Below are 22,222 nucleotides of genomic sequence, written 5' to 3'. Positions count from 1 at the left end.
GCGACCACGCCTCCTCGTCGCGCTCCAACTCCTCGTCTCCGGGCTGGGTCATCGCACGATCCTTCCATCGGCGGCGAGGGCGGCCTTCACCTCGGCGATGGTCACCTCGCCGTTGTGGAACACGGATGCCGCGAGCACCGCGTCGGCACCGGCGGCGATCGCCGGCGCGAAGTCGTCGACCGAGCCGGCGCCGCCCGAGGCGATCACCGGCACACGCGAGAGTTCGTGCATGAGCGCCGTGAGCTCCAGGTCGAACCCCTGCTTGGTGCCGTCGGCGTCGATCGAGTTGACGAGGAGCTCGCCCGCGCCGAGGTCGATCGCGGTGCGCGCCCACTCGAGCGCGTCGAGATCGGTCTCGGTGCGGCCGCCGTGCGTCGTCACCACGAAGCCGGACTCCGTGCGGCCCGACCGCTTGACGTCGAGCGAGAGCACGAGCACCTGTGCGCCGAACCGGTCGGCGATCTCGGCCACGAGCACGGGTCGGGCGATCGCCGCGCTGTTGACGCCGATCTTGTCGGCACCGTGACCGAGGAGCCGGGCGACGTCTTCGGGTGAGCGCACCCCGCCGCCCACGGTGAGCGGGATGAAGACCTGCTCGGCCACCCGCTGCACCATGTCGTAGGTCGTCGAGCGGTCGTCGACCGTGGCGGTGACGTCGAGGAACGTGAGTTCGTCGGCGCCCTGCTCGGAGTACCGCGCGGCGAGCTCGACGGGGTCGCCCGCATCACGCAGGTTCTGGAAGTTCACGCCCTTGACGACGCGGCCGGCGGCCACGTCGAGGCACGGGATGACACGGACGGCGAGCGTCATGCGGGCCTCACAGCCTCGCCGCGTGGATGGCGCTCACGAGGATCGCTCGCGCGCCGAGCGCGTAGAGCTCGTCCATCACGTGGTTCATGTCGACGCGCGGGATCATGACGCGCACGGCGACCCACTCGGGATCGTGCAGCGGCGAAACCGTCGGCGACTCGAAGCCCGGGGCCGCCTCGGTGGCCCGCTCGAGGTGCTCGAGCGGAACGTCGTAGTCGAGGAGCACGTACTGGCGGGCGACGAGCACGCCCTGAAGGCGACGCAGCAACGTCGCGGCGCCCGGGCGCTCGACGCCCGAGCCGATGAGCACGGCCTCGGACTCGAGGATGACCGGCCCGAAGATCTCGAGGCCCGCCTTGCGCAGGGTGGACCCCGTCGAGACGACGTCGGCGACGGCGTCGGCCACGCCGAGCCGCACGGCCGACTCGACGGCGCCGTCGAGCTTCACGAGCTTCGCGGTGACGCCGTGCTGCGCGAGGAAGTCGCCCACGAGCCCGGGGTAGCTCGTCGCGACGCGCACGCCCTCGAGATCGGCGAGCTCATGGAACCGGCCATCGGGCCCGGCGAAGCGGAAGGTGGAGTCGCCGAAGCCGAGGGGCGCGATCTCGTTCGCCTCTGACCCCGAGTCGAGCAGCAGGTCGCGACCCGTGATGCCGACGTCGAGTGCGCCCGACCCGACATAGGTCGCGATGTCACGCGGACGGAGGTAGAAGAACTCGACCCCGTTGCGGGGGTCGGCGGTGTGCAGGTCGCGCGGGTCGCGGCGACCGGTGTACCCGGCCTCCCACAGCATCTGCGCGGCGGTCTCGGCGAGCGAGCCCTTGTTGGGCACGGCGATTCGGAGCATTTCCTGCCTTATGTCTCTGGCAACACTGACGTGTCGACGGTCCTGATCGGTCATGGGGCGTGATCAGAGATGTCGGTACACGTCGGCGGGCGTGAGTCCCTTCGAGATCATGAGCACCTGGAGGTGGTAGACGAGTTGCGAGATCTCCTCGGCGGTCTCGTCATCGCTCTGGTACTCGGCGGCCATCCAGACCTCGGCCGCCTCTTCGACGATCTTCTTGCCGATGGCGTGCACGCCCGCGTCGAGCTGGCGCACGGTGCCGGAACCCTCTGGGCGGGTGCGGGCTTTGTCGCTGAGCTCGACGAAGAGATCGTCGAAGGTCTTCACCCGTCCAGACTACCGGTGCTCGGGGGCGTGGCTGTGCGGGTTGGCGGCCACGGCCGCCCTGAGCGCGGCGATGCGCTCGGCGGGCACGTCGCCGTTGAAGACGTGGGATCCCGCCACGAACGTGTCCGCTCCGGCGGCGGCCGCGATGCCGATGGTCTCCTCGGTGATGCCGCCGTCGACCTGCAACCATACGTCGAGGCCGGCGTCGTGGATCACGTCGGCCAGCCGTGCGAGCTTCGGCATGGTCTCGGGGATGAAGGCCTGCCCGCCGAACCCAGGTTCGACCGTCATGACGAGCACCTGGTCGAACTCGGGCAGGAGGTCGATGTAAGGCGCCGCGTCGGTGCCGGGCTTGAGGGCGATGCCGGCACGGGCGCCGAGGGCCCGCAGCCGTCGCGCGAGCGACACGGGCTCCCCCGCCGCCTCGACGTGGAAGGTGACCGAGTGCGCCCCCGCCTCCGCGTACGCCGGACCCCAGCGATCGGGGTCGTCGATCATCAGGTGCACGTCGAGCGGGATGGGCGACACCTGTTGCAGGCGCTGCACCATCTGCAGCCCGAACGTGAGGTTCGGCACGAAGTGGTTGTCCATGACGTCGACGTGCACGAGATCCGCCGTGTCGATGCGGGCGAGCTCGCGCTCGAGGTTCGCGAAGTCGGCAGCGAGGATGCTCGGGTTGATCCGCGTCGTCATGCCCGCCAGCCTACCGAGGCGCGTCGACCGGTTGCGCGGCGGCGGAAGCGGCGGCGGGTTCCGCGGATTCGGCGTCGATGTCGGTGCGGCGCACGAGCGCGATGAACATGGCATCGGTGCCGTGCCGGTGCGGCCACAGCTGCACGGTGCCCGGTCCGCCGGCGAGATCGAGCGGATGCCGCGACACGGCCTGTGCGGTCGCCTCGGTGTCGAGTTGCTCGACGCGGCCCCGCCAGCGGTCGAGTCCGGCGGCGAGCACGCCCCGGGTCTCCGCGGTGTGCGGCGAGCACGTCACGTACGCGAGGATGCCGCCGGGCGCGAGCGCCCCGACGGCCGCGTCGAACAGGTCGCCCTGCAGCTTCGTGAGCTCCGCGACATCCGACGGCGCCTTCCGCCAGCGCGCCTCGGGGCGGCGACGGAGCGCGCCCAGTCCGGTGCACGGCGCGTCGAGGAGGATCCGGTCGAAGCCGCCGGGGGCGCCGAGCACGGCCGGGTCGAGCTCGCGGCCATCGCCGACTCGCACGTCGACGTCGAGCGGTACGGCCGCGATGGCACGGCGCACGAGCTCGGCTCGGGCCGGCACCAGCTCGTTCGCCACGAGGGTGGCACCACCCGCGAGCGCCTCGGCGGCGAGCACCGCGGTCTTGCCACCGGGGCCGGCGCACAGGTCGAGCCAACGCTCCCCCGCCCGCACGGGCTCCGCGCGGGTGAGGGTGAGCGCGGCGAGCTGCGAACCCTCGTCCTGCACGCGCACGAGACCTCCGGATGCCTCGGCCGCGCCGATGGGATCGGCGCCCGTGGCGCCGATCGGCGAGAACCGGTCGGGCTCGAAGCCCTCGATCTGCGTGGTGTCGACGCCGAGGCCCGGCAGAAGCGCCAGGTTGACCCTGGGCGAGGCGTTGTCGGCCTCGAGGAGTTCCCCGAGCTCTGCGGCGCGTCCCTCGCGCTCGAGCGCGGCGCGGAAGGCGCGCACCACCCAGGTGGGATGGCTCCCGAGGCGCGCGAGACGATCGTCGTCGTTCCGCGCGCCCTCGGCGGCGAGGTCGCGCCACGCCTCGGATGAGGTGCGGGAGATGGTGCGCAGCACGGCGTTGGCGAACCCGGCGGCCTTGGGCGCCACACGGCGCGCGAGCCCGACCTGCTCGTACACGGCGGCATGCGTCGGTACGCGCGTGGCGAGGAGCTGATGCGTGCCGAGACGCAGCACGTCGAGCACGGCGGGATCGATCTCGCCCGTCGGGCGCCCGGCGGCGAGCTCGATCACGAGGTCGTACAGGCCCTGCATGCGGAGCGTGCCATAGGTCAGTTCTGTGGCGAATGCGGCATCCGCCCTGCTGAGACCCGCCCGACGGATGCGCGCGGGCAGCAGGAGGTTCGCGTACGCCTCGTCGGCGCGCACCGCCTCGAGCACGTCGAACGCGACCAGGCGTGCGGCCGAGATGCGCTCGGCAGGGACGCGCCGCGCCGGGCGTCCGTTGCCCCGCTCGCCGCCGCCCCCACCGCCGGGACGGCGGCGTGCGGTGCCGCTCATCGCGCCACCAGCCCGTCGCGGCCGGTGCCCCGCCACCAGTCCCCGGCGGGCATGGCCGTGCGCCCGGCCGGTTGCACCCGGCGCAGCTCGAGGGGGTGCGACCCGGTGCCGATGAGCACGCGTCGCCCCGATACGGTGAGCTCCCCCGGCGCCAGCGGCGCGACATTCGGAGCACCCCCGACATCCGGAGCGTCGACGAGCTCGAGCACCTTGAGCCGCTGGTCGTCGACCGTCGTCCACGCGCCGGGCTCGGGGGTCACGCCCCGGAACCGGTCGCGCACGCGCGCCGCGGGCAGGGTCCAGTCGAGGCGCGCGTCGTCGATGCCGAGCTTGGGCGCGAAACTCGGCTCACCCGATTGGGGCGTCGCGCCGGCCGTGCCGTCGGCGATCCCATCGACGACCTCGCCGAGCAACTCTGCGCCCGTCACCGCGAGCGCCTCGAGCAGGTCACCGGCGGTCTCGTCGGGCCCGACGGGTCGGCGTCGCTCGCCGTACACGTCGCCCGCGTCGAGCTCGGGCACGAGGCGGAACACGGATGCCCCGGTCTCGGCGTCGCCGGCGATGAGCGCGTGCTGCACGGGGGCGGCGCCACGCCACGCGGGCAGCAGCGAGAAGTGCAGGTTGATCCAGCCGTGCGTGGGCGCGGAGAGCAGCGGTTCCCGCACGAGCCCGCCGTACGCGACGATGACACCGAGGTCGGGACGCAGCGCACCGATGCGACCGGTCGCGTCGGCGTCGAGCCGTGCCGCCTCGATGACGTGGATGCCGAGCCGCTCGGCCGCCGACGCGACGGGCGACGGCGTGAGCACCCGCTTCCGGCCGAGCGGCGCCGCCGGCCGGGTCACCGCGGCGACGACCTCATGGCCGCTCGCGGCGAGCCGTTCGAGCGAGGGGACGGCGACGGCCGGCGTACCGGCGAAGACGAGGCGGAGCTTCTGCACACTCCATTGTGGCGGACGGCGCGGGGCCGTCACGGGCTACGGCACCTCGGGATCGTCGAAACGCACCCGCAGCACGGGCGGACGCCGCACCGGGCGCCCGGCCACGGGCCGCCGGCGCTCGGTGGCGATGCGGATCATCTCGGCGCGCAGCTCACGGGCGACGCGCGCCCCCGCCGCGTAGTCGAAGCGCACGATCGCGCGCTCGAGACCCTCCTCGTCGGCCGGTGCGGGCCCCAGCACATCGACGCCGTCGAGATCCCGCACGACCTCGACGGCGCGCGCCACGGCTGCACGGGCGGCGGTCACGCTCGCCACCCGCACGGCGGGCGGGAACCGCAGCGTGCGGCGCGCGTCGAGCTCGCGATCGGCCCAGTCCGACTGTCGCCACGTGCTGAGCGCCGTGGCAAGGGCTCCGGCGACGCCCACCAGGAACACGGGCGCCCCGGGCGCCGCGAGGGCGCTCGCGTTCGACCACCACCGCAGGCAGTCTTCGGCGACGCGCAGGGATTCGCGCAGGAGCATCCGCTCGCCGTCGAGGAGCAGCACCGCACGGTAGCCGCCGTCGGCGACGGGCTCGGCGCCGCGCGTCGCGACGACGAGGGCCGGCTCGGCGCCGACCCGGAGCACGGGCCGTTCGCCGTCGGAGAGGATCACGCGCGTGCGCGGGAACGCGCGGCCGAGTTCGTCGGCCGTGCGGCTCGCGCCGATCGTGACGGCGCGGAGCTTCGTGCCGTCGCACACGGTACACCGCCAGCCGCTCGCACTCGTGCCGCACAGCACGCACCGCGCGGTGCCGCCCTCACGCGGAACGGCGAGGCCTCCCCCGCACGCGGCGCACCGAGCGGGCTCACGACAGCGATCGCAGGCGAGCAGCGGTGCGTTGCCCGGGCGGGCGACCTGCACGAGCACCGGTCCCTCGCGCACCGCGTCCTGGGCCTGCCGCCACGCCACGGTTGGGATGCGCGCCGATCCGGGCTCGGGATTCGCCTGCTGCTCGGTGGGGATGATGCGGGGTCGCACGTGCTTCGACGGCGCGACCTCGTGCACCCAGCCGATCTCGACGAGGCGCTGCACGTCGACGCTGCGGGTGTGCCCGATGAGGAGCAGCGCCGCTCCCGACTGCTCCTGGCGGATGAGCGCCGCGTCGCGTGCGTGCACGCCGGGAGCGAGGGGTTCGGCCAGGAGCGGGTCGCCGTCGTCCCAGATGGCGATGAGCCCGAGTCGCGCGGCCGGCGAGTACACCGTCGATCGGTTGCCCACGACGATGCGAGCGTCGGCGCGGGTCGCCTCGAGGAACGAACGGTACCGTTCGCCGCCCGACTGCCGCGCGTCGGCCCGCAACACGCGCCGCGGATCGACGGATGCCGCGAGCGCCGCCTCGAGCTGCGCCTGGTCGCGGTAGTCGGGCACGACGAGCAGGGCCGAACGGTCGGCCGCGAGGGCGTGCGCGGCGGCTTGTGCAAGGGTGGCCGCCCACGCACCGACCCATTCGCCGGTCGGGAGGCGCACCGGACGGGGATCGGCGGCGAGGGTCATCCGTTCGCCGCCGGCGATGCCGGCCTCGAGACGGCCCGGTTCGGCGCCGGGGATGGGCGGCAGCGACGTCGGCAGCGGCCCCGGATCGGGCTCGGCCGCCGCCAGCCACGATCGTTCGACGCGTACGTAGCGGCTCGGGATCGCGAGGCGCAGGATGTCGCTCGCGTTGCCGGCCGCTCGATCGGCAGCAGCTCGGGCGAGGTCCCACACCTCGGGACGCAGGAGCTCCACCTCCGAGACGACGTCGTCGAGCTCGCTCAGTGCGCCCGCGTACTCGCTCGCGTCGGTGAGCTCGACGATCCACCCGTCGGCGATGCGGCCGCCCGTGCGGAGCGGCACCTTGACGCGTACGCCCGCCTTCGCGGCGCCGGCGAGACGGGCGGGAACCGAGTAGTCGAACAGCTGGTCGAGTTGCGGGAGCGGGGAGTCGACGAGCACCCTGGCGACGGTGCCGCCCGGCATCTCAGAGTCCGGCGGCGGCGCGCAGGTCGTCGACGCGGTCGAGCCGCTCCCACGTGAAGTCGGGGAGCTCCCGGCCGAAGTGTCCGTACGCCGCGGTCTGCGCGTAGATGGGCCGCAGCAGGTCGAGGTCGCGAATGATCGCGGCCGGGCGGAGGTCGAAGACCTCCCGAACGGCGTCGATGATGCGCTCGTCGGGCACATGCGCCGTGCCGAACGACTCGACGTAGAGCCCCACGGGCGCCGCCTTGCCGATGGCGTACGCGACCTGCAGCTCGAGTCGGTCGGCGAGGCCGGCCGCGACGGCGTTCTTCGCCACCCAGCGCATCGCGTACGCCGCGGAGCGGTCGACCTTCGACGGGTCCTTGCCGCTGAACGCACCACCACCGTGCCGGCTCGCTCCGCCGTAGGTGTCGATGATGATCTTGCGGCCGGTCAGGCCGGCATCGCCCTGCGGGCCGCCGATCTCGAACCGCCCGGTCGGGTTGATGAGCACGGCCAGCTCGGGCCGCGCGAGCTCGACGGTGTCGAGCACGGGCCGGATGACGAGCTCCTCGACCTCGGCCCGGAGCTGATCGGTGGAGATGGCGGGCGAATGCTGGGTGGAGAGCACGACCGTCTCGATCGTGCGCGGCACCTGGCCCTCGTAGCCGATCGTCACCTGCGTCTTGCCGTCGGGTCGCAGGTAGTCGAGCTCGCCCCGCTTGCGCACCTCGCTCAACCGCTCCGCGAGACGGTGTGCGAGCCAGATCGGCACGGGCATGAGCTCAGGGGTCTCGCGGGTCGCGTACCCGAACATGATGCCCTGGTCGCCGGCGCCCTGCATGTCGAGGGCGTCCTCGCTGGCACGCTCACGCGCCTCGAACGCATGGTCGACACCCTGCGCGATGTCGGGCGACTGCGCGCCGATCGAGATCGAGACCCCGCAGGATCGCCCGTCGAACCACACGTCCGACGACGTGTACCCGATCGAGGTCACCCGGTCGCGCACGATCGCCGGGATCTCCACGTATCCCGAGGTGGTCACCTCTCCCGCCACATGCACGAGGCCCGTCGTCACGAGCGTCTCGACCGCGACCCGACTGTGCGGGTCGACGGTGAGCAGGGCATCGAGGATCGAATCCGAGATCTGGTCGCAGATCTTGTCGGGGTGTCCCTCGGTCACGGACTCGGACGTGAAGAGGCGGAGTGCGCTCATGTGGGCTCGTGTTCCTTCGTCAGGTCGGCGGGGGCGGGCGAGGTCGCCATCTCCGTGACAACCACGTCGAGGATGTCGTCGGCCACCGACATCTTCGTTCCATGTGCTCGCGTGACGACGTCGCCACTCCGTCCGATCACGAGCACGCGGTTCTCGTCGGTCGCGAACCCCTCGGTCCAGCCGACGCGGTTGACCACGAGGAGGTCGGCGCCCTTGGCCTCGCGCTTGGCCCGACCGAGGGCGAGCAGGCGCTCGTCGTCGGGTTCGGTCTCGGCGGCGAAGCCCACGAGCAGCGTGCCGTCGTGGGGCGCGTTGCCGAGTCCGGCGAGGATGTCGGGGTTGCGGACGAGCTCGAGGGTCAGCCCGGCGTCGCTCGCGTCCTTCTTGATCTTGGACTCGCTGACACCGGCCGGTCGGTAGTCGGCGACCGCGGCCGCCATGACCACGACGTCGGCGGCCTTCGCGGCCTCCGTCACCGCCTGCTGCAGTTCGAGCGCGGTCGATACGCGGCGGATGTCGCAGCCGACCGGGTCGGCGATCTCGAGGTTCGCGGCGATGAGGGTGACCTCGGCGCCGCGGGCCCGGGCCGCGTCGGCGATGGCGACGCCCTGCTTGCCGCTCGAGCGGTTGCCGAGGAAGCGCACCGGATCGAGCGGCTCCCGCGTGCCGCCCGCGGTGACGACGACGCGCACGCCCGCCAGGTCGCGCAGGGCGGAGGCATCGACCCGTCGCAGGGCCGCCGCGACGATCGCCTCGGGCTCCTCCATGCGACCGGGGCCGCTGTCGGCGCCCGTGAGCTGGCCGACCGCCGGGCCGACGATCGTGACGCCGCGTGCGCGAAGGGTGGCGATGTTGGCCTGCGTGGCCGGATGCCGCCACATCTCGGTGTGCATCGCGGGCGCGATGACGACCGGCGCCTCGCTTGCGAGCACCGTGTTGCCGAGCAGGTCGTCGGCGAGCCCGGTGGCGAGCTTCGCGATGGTGTTCGCCGTCGCGGGTGCGATCACGATGAGGTCGGCGGCCTGGCCGATGGCCACGTGTCGCACCTCGGCGACGCCCTCGTAGAGGTCGGTGTGCACCGGGTTGCGCGAGATCGCCTCGAGCGTGGGCCGGCCGACGAAGCGCAGCGCGCCCTCGGTGGGCACGACGTGGACGTCATGCCCGGCGAGCACGAGCGCGCGGACGACGCCGACGGCCTTGTACGCCGCGATGCCGCCCGTGATGCCGACGACGACGTTGAGCGGCGACATCCGTGCCGTGCTCAGTCGCCGATGGGGCGGAGGCGCAGCTTGTCCTCGTTGATCTCGTGCAGTGCGACCGAGAGGGGCTTGTCGTCGATCGACGAGTCGACGAGCGGGCCGACGTTGTCGAAGAGGCTGCCTTCGTGCAGATCGGCGTAGTAGTCGTTGATCTGGCGCGCGCGCTTGGACGCGAAGATCACGAGCTGGTACTTCGAGTCGACCTTGGAGAGCAGGTCGTCGATGGGGGGATCGATGATGCCGGACAGCTTCTCAGCCATGGAATGACTCCTTAGAACGAATGACGAGCGCACCGCGTGCGCGCAAGCTCTGGGCCCGGGCAGCTCAACGCCGACCCTTTCGGGGCCTCATCAAGTCTACGACCTTTTGCGCGGCCTCGCCGACGTCGACGTTCACGACCTGGTGGTCGAACTCCTCGACGGCCGCGAGTTCGACCTTCGCGGTCTCGAGTCGGCGCTGCTGTTCGGCCGGGCTCTCAGTGCCTCGGCCGACGAGTCGGCGCACGAGTTCCTCCCACGTCGGCGGGAGCAGGAACACGAGGGTCGCCTCGGGCATGGCGCGGCGCACCGAGCGCGCACCCTGGATGTCGATCTCGAGCAGCACGCTGTTGCCCGCGGCGATCGCGTCTTCGACGGGCCTGCGGGGCGTGCCGTACCGGAACGCGTTGTGCACGGTCGCCCACTCGAGGAGCTCTCCGGCCTCGACCATGCGGTCGAACTCGGCATCGCCGACGAAGTAGTAGTGCTCGCCCTCGACCTCGCCGGGTCGCGGCGGGCGCGTCGTCGCCGAGACCGACAGCCGCACCTCGGGGTGATTGCGGCGGATGTACGACGCGACGGTGCCCTTGCCGACGGCGGTCGGGCCGGCGAGCACGACGAGGCGGTCGCCGATTCCGCCGTGCGTCGCCACCCACTCGGCGACGAACTCGCGCAGACGGCGGCGCTGCAATCGCCCGAGGCCGCCGAGTCGCTTGGACGGGGAGATCTCGAGGTCTCGCATGATGCGGGTGGTCTTGGTGGTGCCGATCGCCGGGATCGACGCCAGGAACTCGGTCACGCGCAGGCGTCCCTCGACGCCCTCGGGCTCCTCGTACGCCGCACGAAGCACGTCGAGCGGGCTGCGGGAGCCGTCGGCGACGGCCGCCTTCACGACGGCGCGTGCACGGCGTGCGGCGACGGCCGCGCGGGAGGCGGCGACGCGGTCGACGTCGGGCGGCGCCGCGGCGGTCTTCGGTGCGGACTCAGCCAATTGCGGCTCCATACTGGTCGAGGCGACGTGCGATGGCGTCGGCGATGCCGTCAGGGCCGGCAGCGAGCAGCGACCGCGACTCGGTCGGGATGACGCCGGGGGCGAACGCGCCGAACCTCGTGCGCAGGTCGGCCGGCTCGGCTCCCTGGTGGCCGAATCCGGGCGCGAGCACCGGAAGCCCCGGCCGCGGGGTCTCCGCGTCGGTGTCGATGCCGGCGAGCCGGAGGTCGACGGTCGCGCCGAACACGACGCCCATGGAGCCGAGGTCGGTGCCTGCGGCATCCGTCCGCTCCTGGTTCCAGCCGATGACGCCCTGCGTGATCGCCTGCGCCACCGTCGAGCCCGCCCGGCTGGACTGCTGCAGCACCGCCCGCTGGATGGCGGCGGCCTCGGGGTTCGAGGTGGCGGCGAGCACGAAGAGGCCCTTGCCCGCGTCGTGCGCCGCGCGCGAGACCTCCTCGATCGAACCGAGCCCCTGGTAGGCGCTGATGGTCATGGCATCGGCCTCGAGGGAGGACCCCGGCGTGAGCCACGCCTCACCGTACGCGGCGACGCTCGAACCGATGTCGCCGCGCTTCACGTCGGCGATCACGATGAGGCCGGCGTCGCGGGCTTCGCTGAGGACCCGCTCGAGCGCCGCGTAGCCCGCAGCGCCATGACGCTCGAAGAACGCGACCTGCGGCTTCAGGATGCCGGCGCGACCCGCCGCGGCCTCGACGACCCGCAGGCCGAACTCGCGCACGCCCTCGGCAGAATCGGGCTGACCCCAGAGGTCGAGGAGCGAGGCGTGCGGATCGAGGCCGACGCACAGCCGGCCGTACCCGGCGAACGCCGCCGACAGACGCTCGCCGAACGGGATCACGCCGCTCATGCCGGTACCCCTGCCTCGCGTCGCTCGGCGTACTCCTGCAGGCTCGTCACCTCGAAGCCGCCGCTCACCGCATCGAGCGACGCGACGGCGGCCGAGAGCTCCGCGATGGTGGTGAACAGCGGGAGGTCGGATGCCACAGCCGCGGCCCGGATCTCGTAGCCGTCGGCGCGCGAGGAGCGACCGCTCGGCGTGTTCACGACGACGTGGACCTCACCCCGGTTGATGAGCTCGACGACGGACTCCCCTTCGGGCGATGGGCCCTCGCTGAACTTGCGCACGACACGCGCGGTGATGCCGTGCCGGTGCAGCACCTCGGCGGTGCCTTCGGTCGCGGCGATGTCGTATCCGAGCTGCTGCAGCCGCAGCACGGGGAACACGATGGCGCGCTTGTCTCGGTCGGACACCGACACGAACACCGTGCCGGACAGCGGCATGCCGCCGTATGCGGCGAGCTGGCTCTTGGCGAACGCCGTCGGGAAGTCCTTGTCGATGCCCATCACCTCGCCGGTCGAGCGCATCTCGGGGCCGAGCACCGAGTCGACCATGATGCCCTCGCGCGTGCGGAAGCGGTGGAACGGCAGCACGGCCTCCTTCACGGCGACCGGTGCGTCGAGCGGCACCCGCGATCCGTCGGATGCCGGGAGCATGCCCTCCTCGATGAGGTCGGCGATCGACGCACCCACCATGATGCGGGACGCCGCCTTGGCGAGCGGGATGCCGAGCGCCTTCGAGACGAACGGCACCGTGCGGCTCGCACGCGGGTTCGCCTCGAGCACGTAGAGCACCCCCGCCCCGATCGCGAACTGCACGTTGAGCAGGCCCCGCACGCCGATGCCCTCGGCGATGCCGCGGGTCGCCTCGCGCACCCGGTCGACCTCGGCGCGGCCGAGCGTCACGGGCGGCAGCGTGCAGCTCGAGTCGCCGGAGTGGATGCCGGCCTCCTCGATGTGCTCCATGACGCCGCCGATGTAGAGGTCGGTGCCGTCGTAGAGCGCGTCGACGTCGATCTCGATCGCGTCCTCGAGGAAGCGGTCGACGAGCAGCGGATGACTCGGGCCCACGATGCCCTGGCCCTCGATGCGCAGGAAGTAGTCGGCGAGCGACGCGGAGTCGTACACGATCTCCATGCCGCGGCCGCCGAGGACGTAGCTCGGGCGCACCAGCACGGGGTAGCCGATGCCGTCGGCGACGTGCACGGCGCCCGCGACGTCGATGGCCGTGCCGTTCTGCGGGGAGACGAGGCCGGCGCGGTCGAGGATCTCGCTGAACAGGCCGCGCTCCTCGGCGAGGTCGATCGCGTCGGGCGTCGTGCCGAGGATCGGGATTCCGGCCGCCTCGATGCCCTTGGCCAGCCCGAGCGCCGTCTGGCCGCCGAGCTGCACGACGACGCCGACGAGCTCGCCGGTCTGCGACTCGGCGTGGATGACCTCGAGGACGTCCTCGAGCGTGAGCGGCTCGAAGTAGAGCCGGTCGCTCGTGTCGTAGTCGGTCGAGACCGTCTCGGGGTTGCAGTTGATCATGATCGTTTCGAAGCCCGCGTCGGAGAGGGCGAACGAGGCGTGCACGCACGAGTAGTCGAACTCCACGCCCTGGCCGATGCGGTTCGGGCCCGACCCGAGGATGACGACCTTGCGCCGGTCGCTCGGCTCCACCTCGGTCTCGAGGTCGTAGCTCGAGTAGTGGTAGGGCGTGAGCGCCGGAAACTCCCCCGCACACGTGTCGACGGTCTTGTACACCGGGCGGATGCCGAGGATGTGACGCACCTCGCGTGCGTCGGCCTCGCCGAAGCCGCGGAGCTGGCCGATCTGCGCATCCGAGAATCCGTGGTCCTTCGCGAGCATGATGAGGTCGGTGTCGAGCGCGTCGGCGGCCGCGACGGTCTCGGCGATCTCGTTGATGAGCACGATCTGGTCGAGGAACCACGGGTCGATCTTCGTGGCCTCGAACAGCTGCTCGACGGTCGCCCCCAGGCGCAGCGCCTGCTGAACGAGCACGATGCGGCCGTCGGTGGGGATCCGGGTCGCCTCGACGAGCTCGTCGGCGGTGCGCTCCTCGGGGCCCCAGTGGAACGACGAGCCGCGCTTCTCGAGCGAGCGCAGCGCCTTCTGCAGGGCGCTCGCGTAGTTGCGCCCGATCGCCATGGCCTCGCCGACGGACTTCATGGTCGTCGTGAGCGTCGGGTCGGCGGCCGGGAACTTCTCGAACGCGAACCGCGGCACCTTCACCACGACGTAGTCGAGCGTCGGCTCGAAGCTCGCCGGGGTCACGCGCGTGATGTCGTTCGGGATCTCGTCGAGGCGGTAGCCGATGGCGAGCTTCGCGGCGATCTTCGCGATGGGGAACCCGGTCGCCTTCGACGCGAGCGCCGACGAACGCGAGACGCGCGGATTCATCTCGATGACGATCACCCGGCCGGTCTCGGGGTTCACCGCGAACTGGATGTTGCAGCCGCCCGTGTCGACGCCGACGGCCCGGATGATGTCGATGCCGATGTCGCGCAGGTTCTGGTACTCGCGGTCGGTCAGGGTCAGCGCTGGCGCCACCGTGATCGAGTCGCCCGTGTGCACGCCGACGGGATCGACGTTCTCGATCGAGCAGACCACGACCGTGTTGTCGGCCGTGTCGCGCATGAGCTCGAGCTCGTACTCCTTCCAGCCGAGGATCGACTCCTCGAGGAGCACCTCGGTGGTCGGCGAGTTCTGCAGGCCCTGCGTGACGATGCGCACCAGGTCTTCCTCGGTGTACGCGAAGCCCGATCCGAGGCCGCCCATCGTGAACGAGGGTCGCACGACGAGCGGATAGCCGAGGTCGAGCGCGAACTCCTTGGCCTCATCGAGGGTCTTCGCGACGTGCGAGCGCGCGACATCCGCCCCGGCCTCGACGACGAGGTCCTTGAACAGCTGCCGGTCCTCGCCCTTGCGTATCGCCTCGACCTTGGCGCCGATGAGCTCCACGCCGTGCTTCTCGAGGATGCCCGCGTCGTGCAGCGCGATGGCCGCGTTCAGCGCGGTCTGGCCACCGAGGGTCGGGAGCACTGCGTCGGGCCGCTCCTTGATGATGATCGACTCGATGATCTCGGGGGTGATCGGCTCGATGTACGTGGCGTCGGCGAAGCCCGGGTCGGTCATGATGGTCGCGGGGTTCGGGTTCACGAGGATGACGCGCACGCCCTCCGCCCGGAGCACCCGGCAGGCCTGCGTGCCCGAGTAGTCGAACTCGGCCGCCTGGCCGATGACGATCGGACCCGATCCGATGACGAGGACGCTGTTGATATCGTCGCGCTTGGGCATCAGGCGTTGTCTCCCTCGGTGGCCGCGGAGTCGGTCGCATCGGTGGCGGAGCCGCCGCTCGAACGGTGTGTGACGACCATCTCGCGGAACCGGTCGAACAGGTACTCGGCGTCGTGCGGGCCCGCTGCCGATTCGGGATGGTACTGCACCGAGAACGCCGGGATGTCGAGGCAGTTGAGCCCCTCCACGACATTGTCATTGAGGTCGTAGTGGCTCACCTCGACACGGCCGAAGCCCTCGCTCGACTCGCTCACGCGGTCGATGGGCGCGTCCACCGCGAAGCCGTGGTTGTGCGACGTGATCTCGACGCGACCCGTGGCACGATCGAGCACGGGCTGGTTGATGCCGCGGTGACCGAACGGCAGCTTGTAGGTGCCGAAGCCGAGCGCGCGGCCGAGCAGCTGGTTGCCGAAGCAGATGCCGAAGTACGGGAGCCCCTCGCGCAGGCTCGCCCGCAGCAGCTCGACGTGGCGGTCGGATGCCGCGGGGTCGCCCGGTCCGTTCGAGAAGAACAGCGCGTCGGGCGCCATCTCGAGGAGCTCCTCGGGCGTGATCGACTGCGGCACGACGTGCACGTCGAAGCCGCGTTCGGCGAGGAACCGCAGCGTCGAGGTCTTCACCCCGAGATCGAGCACGGCGACCGAGCCGACCCGCTCGCCCTCGGCGGCGACCGTGTAGGTCTCGCTCGTGGACACGGCGCCCGAGAGGTTCAGACCGGTCATCTCGGCCGCCCCGAGCACGAGCTCGAGCTGCTCGCCGTGCGTGAGCGATGCGGCGTCGCCCGAGAAGATGCCGGCGCGCATCGCGCCTGCCGACCGGATGTGCCGTGTGATCGCGCGCGTGTCGACACCGCTGATGCCGACGATGCCGGCTTCGGCGAGGTCGTCGTCGAGGCTCCGCTGGGAGCGGAAGTTGGAGACGACGCGGGAGGGCTCGCGCACCACGAAGCCGGCCACCCAGATGCGGGAGGACTCCATGTCCTCGTCGTTCATGCCCGTGTTGCCGATGTGCGGCGCGGTCATCATGACGATCTGGCCCGCGTACGACGGGTCGGTCAGGGTCTCCTGGTAGCCGGTCATGCCGGTCGCGAAGACCGCCTCGCCGAGGGTGCGTCCGCGTGCTCCGTAGGCGCGCCCCTCGTAGCGGCGTCCGTCCTCGAGGACGAGGACCGCGGGGTCCTGGGTACGTGTCGGGGTCTCAGTCATCCGAGGCCTCACTCTCCTGTTCCGGCCGCGGCGCCATGGGCGCGGCGGCGATGTCGTTGACGGCCGCGATGATGCGTGCCGGGTCGCCCGGATACCGGGCCCTGAAGTAGCTGTCGACGTGGGGCGCGACCAGCTCGGGGTCGGCGACCTGCACGATCCAGGTGATCGCGATGAGGCCCTCGGGCTCGACACCGCGGTCGATCACGTAGGTCGCCGCTCCGGCCTCGACGATCCGCTCGGCGGGGAGGAAGATGGCCGGCTCCCCCGCGATGCGGATCACGACGCCCTCGGGGAGCACCTCGACGTGCGCGGCCCCTCGGAATGCGAGTCCCTGCACCGCGAGGCGTTCGAGCGGGTGGCCGACGGGCGTCGTCGCGACGTAGAGCACCTCGGTCTCGACGAGGGGGTCGCCATGCTGTGCAGGCGGCGCGTACGCCGACATGCTCTCGTCGCGCACCGTGCGACGCTTCCACGACCGCAGCATGAGCCACGCAGCGGCGCCGACGACGGCGACCGCGACGACGACGCCGATCCACTTATCCACGGATCGCCTCCGTGCCGTCGGCGGCGAGGCGGGCGACCTCGTCGGCGGCACGCACTGCGCCGTCCTGGAACGTCGTGTACCCCCGGTGGAAGGTGGCGACCACCCGTCCGGGGAGGGAACGACCGAGGTACGGCGAGTTGGCACTGCGCCCGGCAAGGCGAGCGAGGTCGAACTCGGATGCCGCGGCCGGGTCGTAGAGCGTGAGCTCCGCCGGGGACCCGGCGACCACGGGCTGGCCGTGCCCGGCGAGTCGGCCGATGCGCGCCGGCGCGGCGGACATGACGCGCGCGACATCCGCCCACGTCATGAGGCCGGCCTCGACGACGGCGGCGTGCACGACCGACAGCGCGGACTCGAGTCCGATCATGCCGTTGGCGGCCGCCTCCCACTCGCTCTCCTTCGCCTCGACGGGGTGGGGCGCGTGGTCGGTGGCGACGATGTCGATGGTGCCGTCGGCCAGGGCTGCGCGCAGCGCCTCGACGTCTTCGGCGCGACGCAGCGGCGGATTCACCTTGAAACGCGGGTCGTAGCTCGACGCCAGGTCCTCGGTGAGCAGCAGGTGGTGCGGCGTCACCTCGACGGTCACGTCGATGCCACGGGCCTTCGCCCAGCGGATCACCTCGACCGATCCGGCGGTGGACACGTGGCAGACGTGCAGACGGCTGCCCACGTGCTCCGCGAGCAGCACGTCGCGCGCGATGATCGACTCCTCGGCGACCGCGGGCCAGCCCGTGAGCCCGAGCTCGCCCGAGAGGGCCCCCTCGTTCATCTGCGCGCCCTCGGTGAGCCGCGGCTCCTGGGCGTGCTGGGCGATGACGCCGTCGAACGCCTTCACGTACTCGAGGGCACGGCGCATGAGCAGCGGATCCGCGACGCAGAAGCCGTCGTCGCTGAACACCCGCACCTTGGCGCGCGAGCGCGCCATCGCGCCGAGCTCGGCGAGCTGCTCGCCCTTGAGGCCGACGGTGACGGCTCCGATGGGCTGCACGGTGGCGTAGCCGGCGGCGCGGCCGAGGCTCGCCTCCTGCTCGACCACTCCCGCGGTATCCGCGACCGGGAAGGTGTTCGCCATGGCGAAGACGGCGGTGAACCCACCGGCCGCCGCCGCCTGCGTGCCGGTGAGCACGGTCTCGCTCTGCTCGTAGCCGGGTTCGCGCAAGTGGGTGTGCAGGTCCACGAGACCCGGGAGGGCGATGAGCCCGTCGGCGTCGATGGGCGTCGCGCCCGCGGCATCCGCGACCCGGCCGACCTCGGCGATGACACCGTCTTCGAGCAACAGGTCGGCACGCTCGCCCGTCGGAAGGGCGGCTCCGGTGATGATGAATCGCTCGGTCATCAGGCCTCACCCCGTTCGCCGGACAGCAACAGGTAGAGGGCGGCCATTCTCACTGATACTCCGTTCGCGACCTGCTCGCGCACCGTGGACTGCGGCGAGTCCGCGGCGCGAGCGGCGATCTCCAACCCGCGGTTCATGGGCCCGGGGTGCATGACCATCGTAGTCGGGGGCAGCCGGTCGAACCTGGCGTCGTCGAGCCCCCAGGTGCGGGCGTACTCGCGGCTGTTCGGGAAGTACGCCTCGCGCATCCGTTCCGCCTGGATGCGCAGCATCATCACGACATCGGGCGAATCGGCGAGGGAGGCATCGAGGTCGTAGCCGACCGTCGCGGGCCACGCCGAGATGTCGACGGGCACGAGCGTGGGCGGCGCGATGAGCTCCACCTCGGCGCCGAGCGTGGTGAGCAGCCAGACGTTCGAGCGGGCGACACGCGAGTGCAGGATGTCGCCGACGATGACCACTCGAACGCCATCGAGGCCATGGCCGCGCGACGCCGAGCCGTGCAGGCGGCGGCGGATCGTGAACGCGTCGAGGAGTGCCTGCGTGGGGTGCTCGTGCGTGCCGTCGCCGGCGTTCAGCACGCCCGCGTCGATCCAGCCGCTCGTCGCCAGCGTCTGCGGGGCGCCCGAGGCGTGGTGGCGGATGACCACCGCGTCGGCGCCCATGGCCTGCAGGGTCTGCGCGGTGTCCTTCAGGCTCTCGCCCTTCGAGACGCTCGAGCCCTTGGCGCTGAAGTTGATGACGTCGGCCGAGAGCCGTTTCGCGGCCGCCTCGAACGAGATGCGGGTGCGGGTGGAGTCCTCGAAGAACAGGTTCACGACCGTGCGGCCACGCAGCGTCGGGAGCTTCTTCACCTCGCGTTCCTGCACGGCGGCCATGTCCTCGGCGACGTCGAGCAGTTCGATCGCGTCGTCGCGGGCGAGGTCGCGAGTGGAGAGGAGGTGGCGCATCAGTCGTCGCCCCCGTCGCCGCCCTCGATCGTCACGGCGTCGTCGCCGTCGACCTCGGCGAGGCGCACGTTGATGCGTTCCCGCGTCGAGCTCGGCAGGTTCTTGCCCACGAAGTCGGCGCGGATGGGGAACTCGCGGTGCCCGCGGTCGACGAGTACGGCGAGCCTGACCGCGCGAGCGCGACCGAGATCGGCCAGCGCGTCGAGCGCGGCCCGGATCGTGCGACCCGAGTAGAGCACGTCGTCGACGAGCACGACGGTCTTGCCGTCGATTCCGCCCGGTGGCACCTCGGTGGGAGCGGGCGTGCGGGTGCGCGTGCGCGCGAGGTCGTCGCGGTACATCGTGACGTCGAGCGACCCGGCCAGGGCGGCCGGTGCGTCGGGCTCGATGCGGTCGATCGTCTCGGCGATGCGACGGGCGAGCACGACGCCGCGCGTCGGGATGCCGAGGAGGACGAGATCGGAGCTACCGCGATTGGACTCGAGGATCTCGTGCGAGATGCGGGTCAGCGCCCGCGTGATGTCAGCCTGATTGAGCACGGCACGTGCCACGGACCGACTCCCTTCTCCGCCTCACGGGACGGCCTTAAAGGTTGTCAACTCGCACGAGTCTACCGTGTGCCGCAGACGAGGGATGCCGCGACCGGATGCCTCGTCGCTACGCTGCGGTGATGCGCACGCACCCATCCAGGCCGCTGGCCGTCGCCGCGGCGCTCGCCGGCGCCCTCTGGGCGCTCTTCCTGCTCCCGCCACAGCAGGCCGCCTGGTCGGGAGCGCACTCGCCGCGTTGGTTGCGCGTCCTCGACGACCTGCCCGTCTACGACGGAATCCGCGACTGGCTGCGTGGGATGGGCGAATACGACTTCTACCTCGTGTTCGGGGCGGCCGTCGCCCCGTCGTTCGTGCTCATCTGGTTGGCGACCGGGCCGGCGTTCGCCGCGCTCGGCCGGAGCGGACGGGTCCTCGGCTGGGCGACGCTGCTCGGGGCGCCGGTGACCCTGCTCAGCTACCTCAACCATGCGTCGAATGCCCCGCTGCGTTTCATGTGGGGCACCGAGTTCCTCGTGCTCGTGTTCATCGGCGTCTGCGCGCTGGTTGTGGCGATCAAGGCTCGTCGGCAGGGCATCCCGCTCTGGGAGCGAGTCCTGGTGGGTTCGACGCTGCCGATCCTCGTGATCTCGACCTTCGCCCTCAGCTATTGGCCGCACGGCACACTCATCGGCTACGCGGCGGAGGCCGCGGTGCTCGCGGCCTGGGGAACCCGTGCTGCGACCGCTGCTGCGGCGGATCGTCGACCCCACGCCGCCGAGGTCTGAGGCGACGCCGAAGGGCGGAGCGCGATGCGCTCCGCCCTTGGGAAGGCCGTGCCACCGGTCATCGCGCCGAGCGGACGGGGCCGCGGAGCGCCTTCGAGGCGACCACGAGGGCGGCCGCGATGAGCACGACGTTCTTCAGCACGTACTGGCCGAGCAGGGTGGGGCCCGCGGCGGAGAACAGCTCGCCCGGGAAGAACACCAGCGGCGAGAGGATGCCGACGAACGCGATCGCGAGCATCACGAGGCCGAAGCGCGCGAACACGCCCGAGATGATGGCGAGGCCCGCGAGGGTCTCGATGATCGCGGTGAGCACCAGGGCGAGCTGGCCGCCGACGATGCCGAACGTCAACACGCCCCAGGTGGCCTCGACGAGCGGCTCGACGGGGCTCACGCCCGGGAAGAACTTCAGCGCGCCGAAGGCGACGAAGACCGCGCCGAGGGCGACGCGCAGGGCGGGAATGCTCCAGCGCTCGAGGATCGCCTTCAGCATCGCCTCGAGGGCGGTGAGACGGGCGACGAGACCGAGCGGTGCCGGAACCGGCCGCGGGCGGACGTGATGAAGGTCGGTGGGCGTGGCGGTGAACGAGGACATGACGAACGGTTCCTTCCGGAGCGGTGAGTGTGGGTTCGATCCGCGCGAAGTAGCGCAGTGATTCCAGTGAACCGTCGACGCCCGCCCCCGGGATCAGGGGTCGCGTGGGAAAGCGCAGAGGGTCCGCACTCGAATCGCGTCCGGGTTACCACCTGCGGATGCGGCCGCCTCCCCGCTCGGATGCCCCATCGCCGCCGCGGTCGTGGCGACCGACCGGGAGCCCTCGGGGAGCCCTAGGCCTTCGCGTGTGAGATCGCCGCGAGGAGCCCGTTCACGAATCCGGCCGAGTCATCCGTCGACAGCACCGTGGCCGCCTCGACGGCTTCGGAGATCGCCACGGGATCGGGCACCGCGTCGTTGTAGACGATCTCCCACACGCCGATGCGCAGCAGCGCCCGGTCGACCGCCGGCATGCGCTCGAGCGTCCAGCCGCGTGAGTGGGTGGTGATGAGCTCGTCGATCTCGTCACGATGGTCGACGATGCCGTCGACGATCTCGCGTGCGTACAACCAGGACGCCTGTCGCTCGGGCTCGCTCACCGCGCGCTCGGCCTCGACGGCGAGCACGCGCTCGACCGGCACCTGGCGCATGTCGGCTGAGTACAGCATGTCGAGGGCGCGCTTGCGCGCCTTCGTGCGGGCGCTCACTCGTTCACACGGCCGAGGTACTCGCCTGTGCGAGTGTCGACCTTGACCTTGGTGCCGGTCTCGAGGAACAGGGGCACCTGGATCTCGTAGCCGGTCTCGACGGTCGCGGGCTTCGTGCCGCCCGTCGATCGGTCGCCCTGCAGGCCCGGCTCGGTGTAGGTGATCTCGAGCACGACCGACGCGGGGAGGTCGACGTAGAGGGGATTGCCGTTGTTCAGGCCGATGGTGACCGACTGGTTCTCGAGCATGAAGTTGGCCGCGTCACCGACGGTGGCGGCGGGAACCGTGATCTGGTCGTAGTCCGTCGCGTCCATGAACACGAAGCCCTCACCGTCGTTGTAGAGGTAGGTGAAGTCGCGACGGTCGACGTTCTCGATGTCGACCTTGGCCCCGGCGTTGTACGTGCGGTCGACGACCTTGCCGGTGACGACGTTCTTCAGCTTCGTGCGGACGAAGGCACCACCCTTGCCGGGCTTGACGTGCTGGAACTCGATGACGTTCCACAGCTGGCCGTCGATGGAGAGAACGACGCCGTTCTTGATGTCAGCGGTGCTTGCCATTGGGAGTGTTTCCGATCGATCGTGGGAAGTCAGCGGGCACGCGCGATCGCGTGCGACTGATCG

At 71.4% G+C, this 22,222-nt stretch carries 22 protein-coding genes; 1 reads left to right on the top strand and 21 read right to left on the bottom strand.

Going from position 1 to position 22,222, the window contains the following annotated elements; genetic code table 11:
* Window positions 1-48: 48 nt before the first annotated feature.
* From hisF to pyrR, 18 genes are all read right to left on the bottom strand, one after another.
* Window positions 49-810 carry an imidazole glycerol phosphate synthase subunit HisF gene (hisF, locus tag AB0K73_RS06240; protein WP_360511708.1) on the bottom strand — a complete coding sequence of 254 codons (762 nt, stop codon included), beginning with the start codon at window positions 808-810 and terminating at the stop codon, window positions 49-51.
* Window positions 811-817: 7 nt separating this feature from the next.
* The gene (gene hisG, locus AB0K73_RS06235; protein ID WP_360511706.1) at window positions 818-1,657 is read right to left on the bottom strand and encodes an ATP phosphoribosyltransferase; all 840 of its coding nucleotides are present in this window, start codon (window positions 1,655-1,657) and stop codon (window positions 818-820) included.
* A gap of 63 nt (window positions 1,658-1,720) precedes the next feature.
* A complete protein-coding gene (locus tag AB0K73_RS06230; protein WP_360511704.1) occupies window positions 1,721-1,984 on the bottom strand; it encodes a phosphoribosyl-ATP diphosphatase in 264 nt (87 codons plus the stop codon).
* Between the two features lie 9 nt (window positions 1,985-1,993).
* Window positions 1,994-2,677 (bottom strand): ribulose-phosphate 3-epimerase, encoded by a 684-nt coding sequence (rpe, locus tag AB0K73_RS06225; RefSeq protein ID WP_360511702.1) that lies wholly within the window; start codon window positions 2,675-2,677, stop codon window positions 1,994-1,996.
* Between the two features lie 10 nt (window positions 2,678-2,687).
* Window positions 2,688-4,208 carry a transcription antitermination factor NusB gene (locus AB0K73_RS06220; protein ID WP_360511700.1) on the bottom strand — a complete coding sequence of 507 codons (1,521 nt, stop codon included), beginning with the start codon at window positions 4,206-4,208 and terminating at the stop codon, window positions 2,688-2,690.
* Window positions 4,205-5,149, bottom strand: coding sequence for a methionyl-tRNA formyltransferase (gene fmt / locus AB0K73_RS06215; protein WP_360511698.1), 945 nt, complete (start codon window positions 5,147-5,149; stop codon window positions 4,205-4,207). The genes AB0K73_RS06220 and fmt overlap by 4 nt, the downstream gene beginning before the upstream one ends.
* A 36-nt stretch (window positions 5,150-5,185) precedes the next feature.
* The gene (locus AB0K73_RS06210) at window positions 5,186-7,147 is read right to left on the bottom strand and encodes a primosomal protein N' (protein WP_360511696.1); all 1,962 of its coding nucleotides are present in this window, start codon (window positions 7,145-7,147) and stop codon (window positions 5,186-5,188) included.
* A gap of 1 nt (window position 7,148) precedes the next feature.
* Entirely contained in the window at window positions 7,149-8,342 is a 1,194-nt protein-coding gene (gene metK / locus AB0K73_RS06205) for a methionine adenosyltransferase (protein ID WP_360511694.1), read from the bottom strand.
* The gene (gene coaBC / locus AB0K73_RS06200; protein ID WP_360511693.1) at window positions 8,339-9,592 is read right to left on the bottom strand and encodes a bifunctional phosphopantothenoylcysteine decarboxylase/phosphopantothenate--cysteine ligase CoaBC; all 1,254 of its coding nucleotides are present in this window, start codon (window positions 9,590-9,592) and stop codon (window positions 8,339-8,341) included. The genes metK and coaBC overlap by 4 nt, the downstream gene beginning before the upstream one ends.
* Before the next feature lie 11 nt (window positions 9,593-9,603).
* Entirely contained in the window at window positions 9,604-9,861 is a 258-nt protein-coding gene (rpoZ, locus tag AB0K73_RS06195) for a DNA-directed RNA polymerase subunit omega (protein WP_056732021.1), read from the bottom strand.
* Window positions 9,862-9,925: 64 nt separating this feature from the next.
* On the bottom strand, window positions 9,926-10,849 hold the full coding sequence (gene gmk, locus AB0K73_RS06190) for a guanylate kinase (protein WP_360511690.1): 924 nt from the start codon (window positions 10,847-10,849) through the stop codon (window positions 9,926-9,928).
* Entirely contained in the window at window positions 10,842-11,720 is an 879-nt protein-coding gene (pyrF, locus tag AB0K73_RS06185) for an orotidine-5'-phosphate decarboxylase (RefSeq protein ID WP_360511688.1), read from the bottom strand. Before pyrF ends, gmk begins: the two co-directional genes overlap by 8 nt.
* Complete coding sequence (carB, locus tag AB0K73_RS06180; protein ID WP_360511686.1) at window positions 11,717-15,010, bottom strand: carbamoyl-phosphate synthase large subunit; 3,294 nt, start codon at window positions 15,008-15,010, stop codon at window positions 11,717-11,719. Before carB ends, pyrF begins: the two co-directional genes overlap by 4 nt.
* Window positions 15,010-16,215 carry a glutamine-hydrolyzing carbamoyl-phosphate synthase small subunit gene (carA, locus tag AB0K73_RS06175; protein ID WP_360511684.1) on the bottom strand — a complete coding sequence of 402 codons (1,206 nt, stop codon included), beginning with the start codon at window positions 16,213-16,215 and terminating at the stop codon, window positions 15,010-15,012. Before carA ends, carB begins: the two co-directional genes overlap by 1 nt.
* Window positions 16,208-16,759: a hypothetical protein gene (locus tag AB0K73_RS06170; protein WP_360511682.1), complete on the bottom strand. Its 552-nt coding sequence runs from the start codon at window positions 16,757-16,759 to the stop codon at window positions 16,208-16,210. The genes carA and AB0K73_RS06170 overlap by 8 nt, the downstream gene beginning before the upstream one ends.
* The gene (locus tag AB0K73_RS06165; protein ID WP_360511680.1) at window positions 16,752-18,095 is read right to left on the bottom strand and encodes a dihydroorotase; all 1,344 of its coding nucleotides are present in this window, start codon (window positions 18,093-18,095) and stop codon (window positions 16,752-16,754) included. Before AB0K73_RS06165 ends, AB0K73_RS06170 begins: the two co-directional genes overlap by 8 nt.
* Window positions 18,095-19,045: an aspartate carbamoyltransferase catalytic subunit gene (locus AB0K73_RS06160; protein ID WP_360511678.1), complete on the bottom strand. Its 951-nt coding sequence runs from the start codon at window positions 19,043-19,045 to the stop codon at window positions 18,095-18,097. Before AB0K73_RS06160 ends, AB0K73_RS06165 begins: the two co-directional genes overlap by 1 nt.
* Window positions 19,045-19,596, bottom strand: a complete 552-nt coding sequence (pyrR, locus tag AB0K73_RS06155; protein ID WP_360511676.1) for a bifunctional pyr operon transcriptional regulator/uracil phosphoribosyltransferase PyrR — start codon at window positions 19,594-19,596, stop codon at window positions 19,045-19,047. The genes AB0K73_RS06160 and pyrR overlap by 1 nt, the downstream gene beginning before the upstream one ends.
* Before the next feature lie 119 nt (window positions 19,597-19,715).
* Here pyrR and AB0K73_RS06150 point away from each other — a divergent pair, with 119 nt between their 5' ends.
* Entirely contained in the window at window positions 19,716-20,360 is a 645-nt protein-coding gene (locus AB0K73_RS06150; protein ID WP_360511674.1) for a hypothetical protein, read from the top strand.
* A gap of 58 nt (window positions 20,361-20,418) precedes the next feature.
* On the opposite strand, the gene AB0K73_RS06145 is transcribed toward AB0K73_RS06150, so the two are convergent.
* From AB0K73_RS06145 to efp, 3 genes are all read right to left on the bottom strand, one after another.
* On the bottom strand, window positions 20,419-20,952 hold the full coding sequence (locus AB0K73_RS06145) for a DoxX family protein (RefSeq protein ID WP_360511672.1): 534 nt from the start codon (window positions 20,950-20,952) through the stop codon (window positions 20,419-20,421).
* A 233-nt stretch (window positions 20,953-21,185) separates the two neighbouring features.
* The gene (gene nusB / locus AB0K73_RS06140) at window positions 21,186-21,599 is read right to left on the bottom strand and encodes a transcription antitermination factor NusB (protein ID WP_360511670.1); all 414 of its coding nucleotides are present in this window, start codon (window positions 21,597-21,599) and stop codon (window positions 21,186-21,188) included.
* Complete coding sequence (efp, locus tag AB0K73_RS06135) at window positions 21,596-22,159, bottom strand: elongation factor P (RefSeq protein ID WP_360511668.1); 564 nt, start codon at window positions 22,157-22,159, stop codon at window positions 21,596-21,598. The genes nusB and efp overlap by 4 nt, the downstream gene beginning before the upstream one ends.
* Between the last annotated feature and the right edge of the window lie 63 nt (window positions 22,160-22,222).

Source organism: Agromyces sp. NPDC052230 (assembly GCF_040679595.1).
Classification (GTDB): domain Bacteria; phylum Actinomycetota; class Actinomycetes; order Actinomycetales; family Microbacteriaceae; genus Agromyces.
This window is presented reverse-complemented; position numbering and strand designations above follow the sequence as displayed.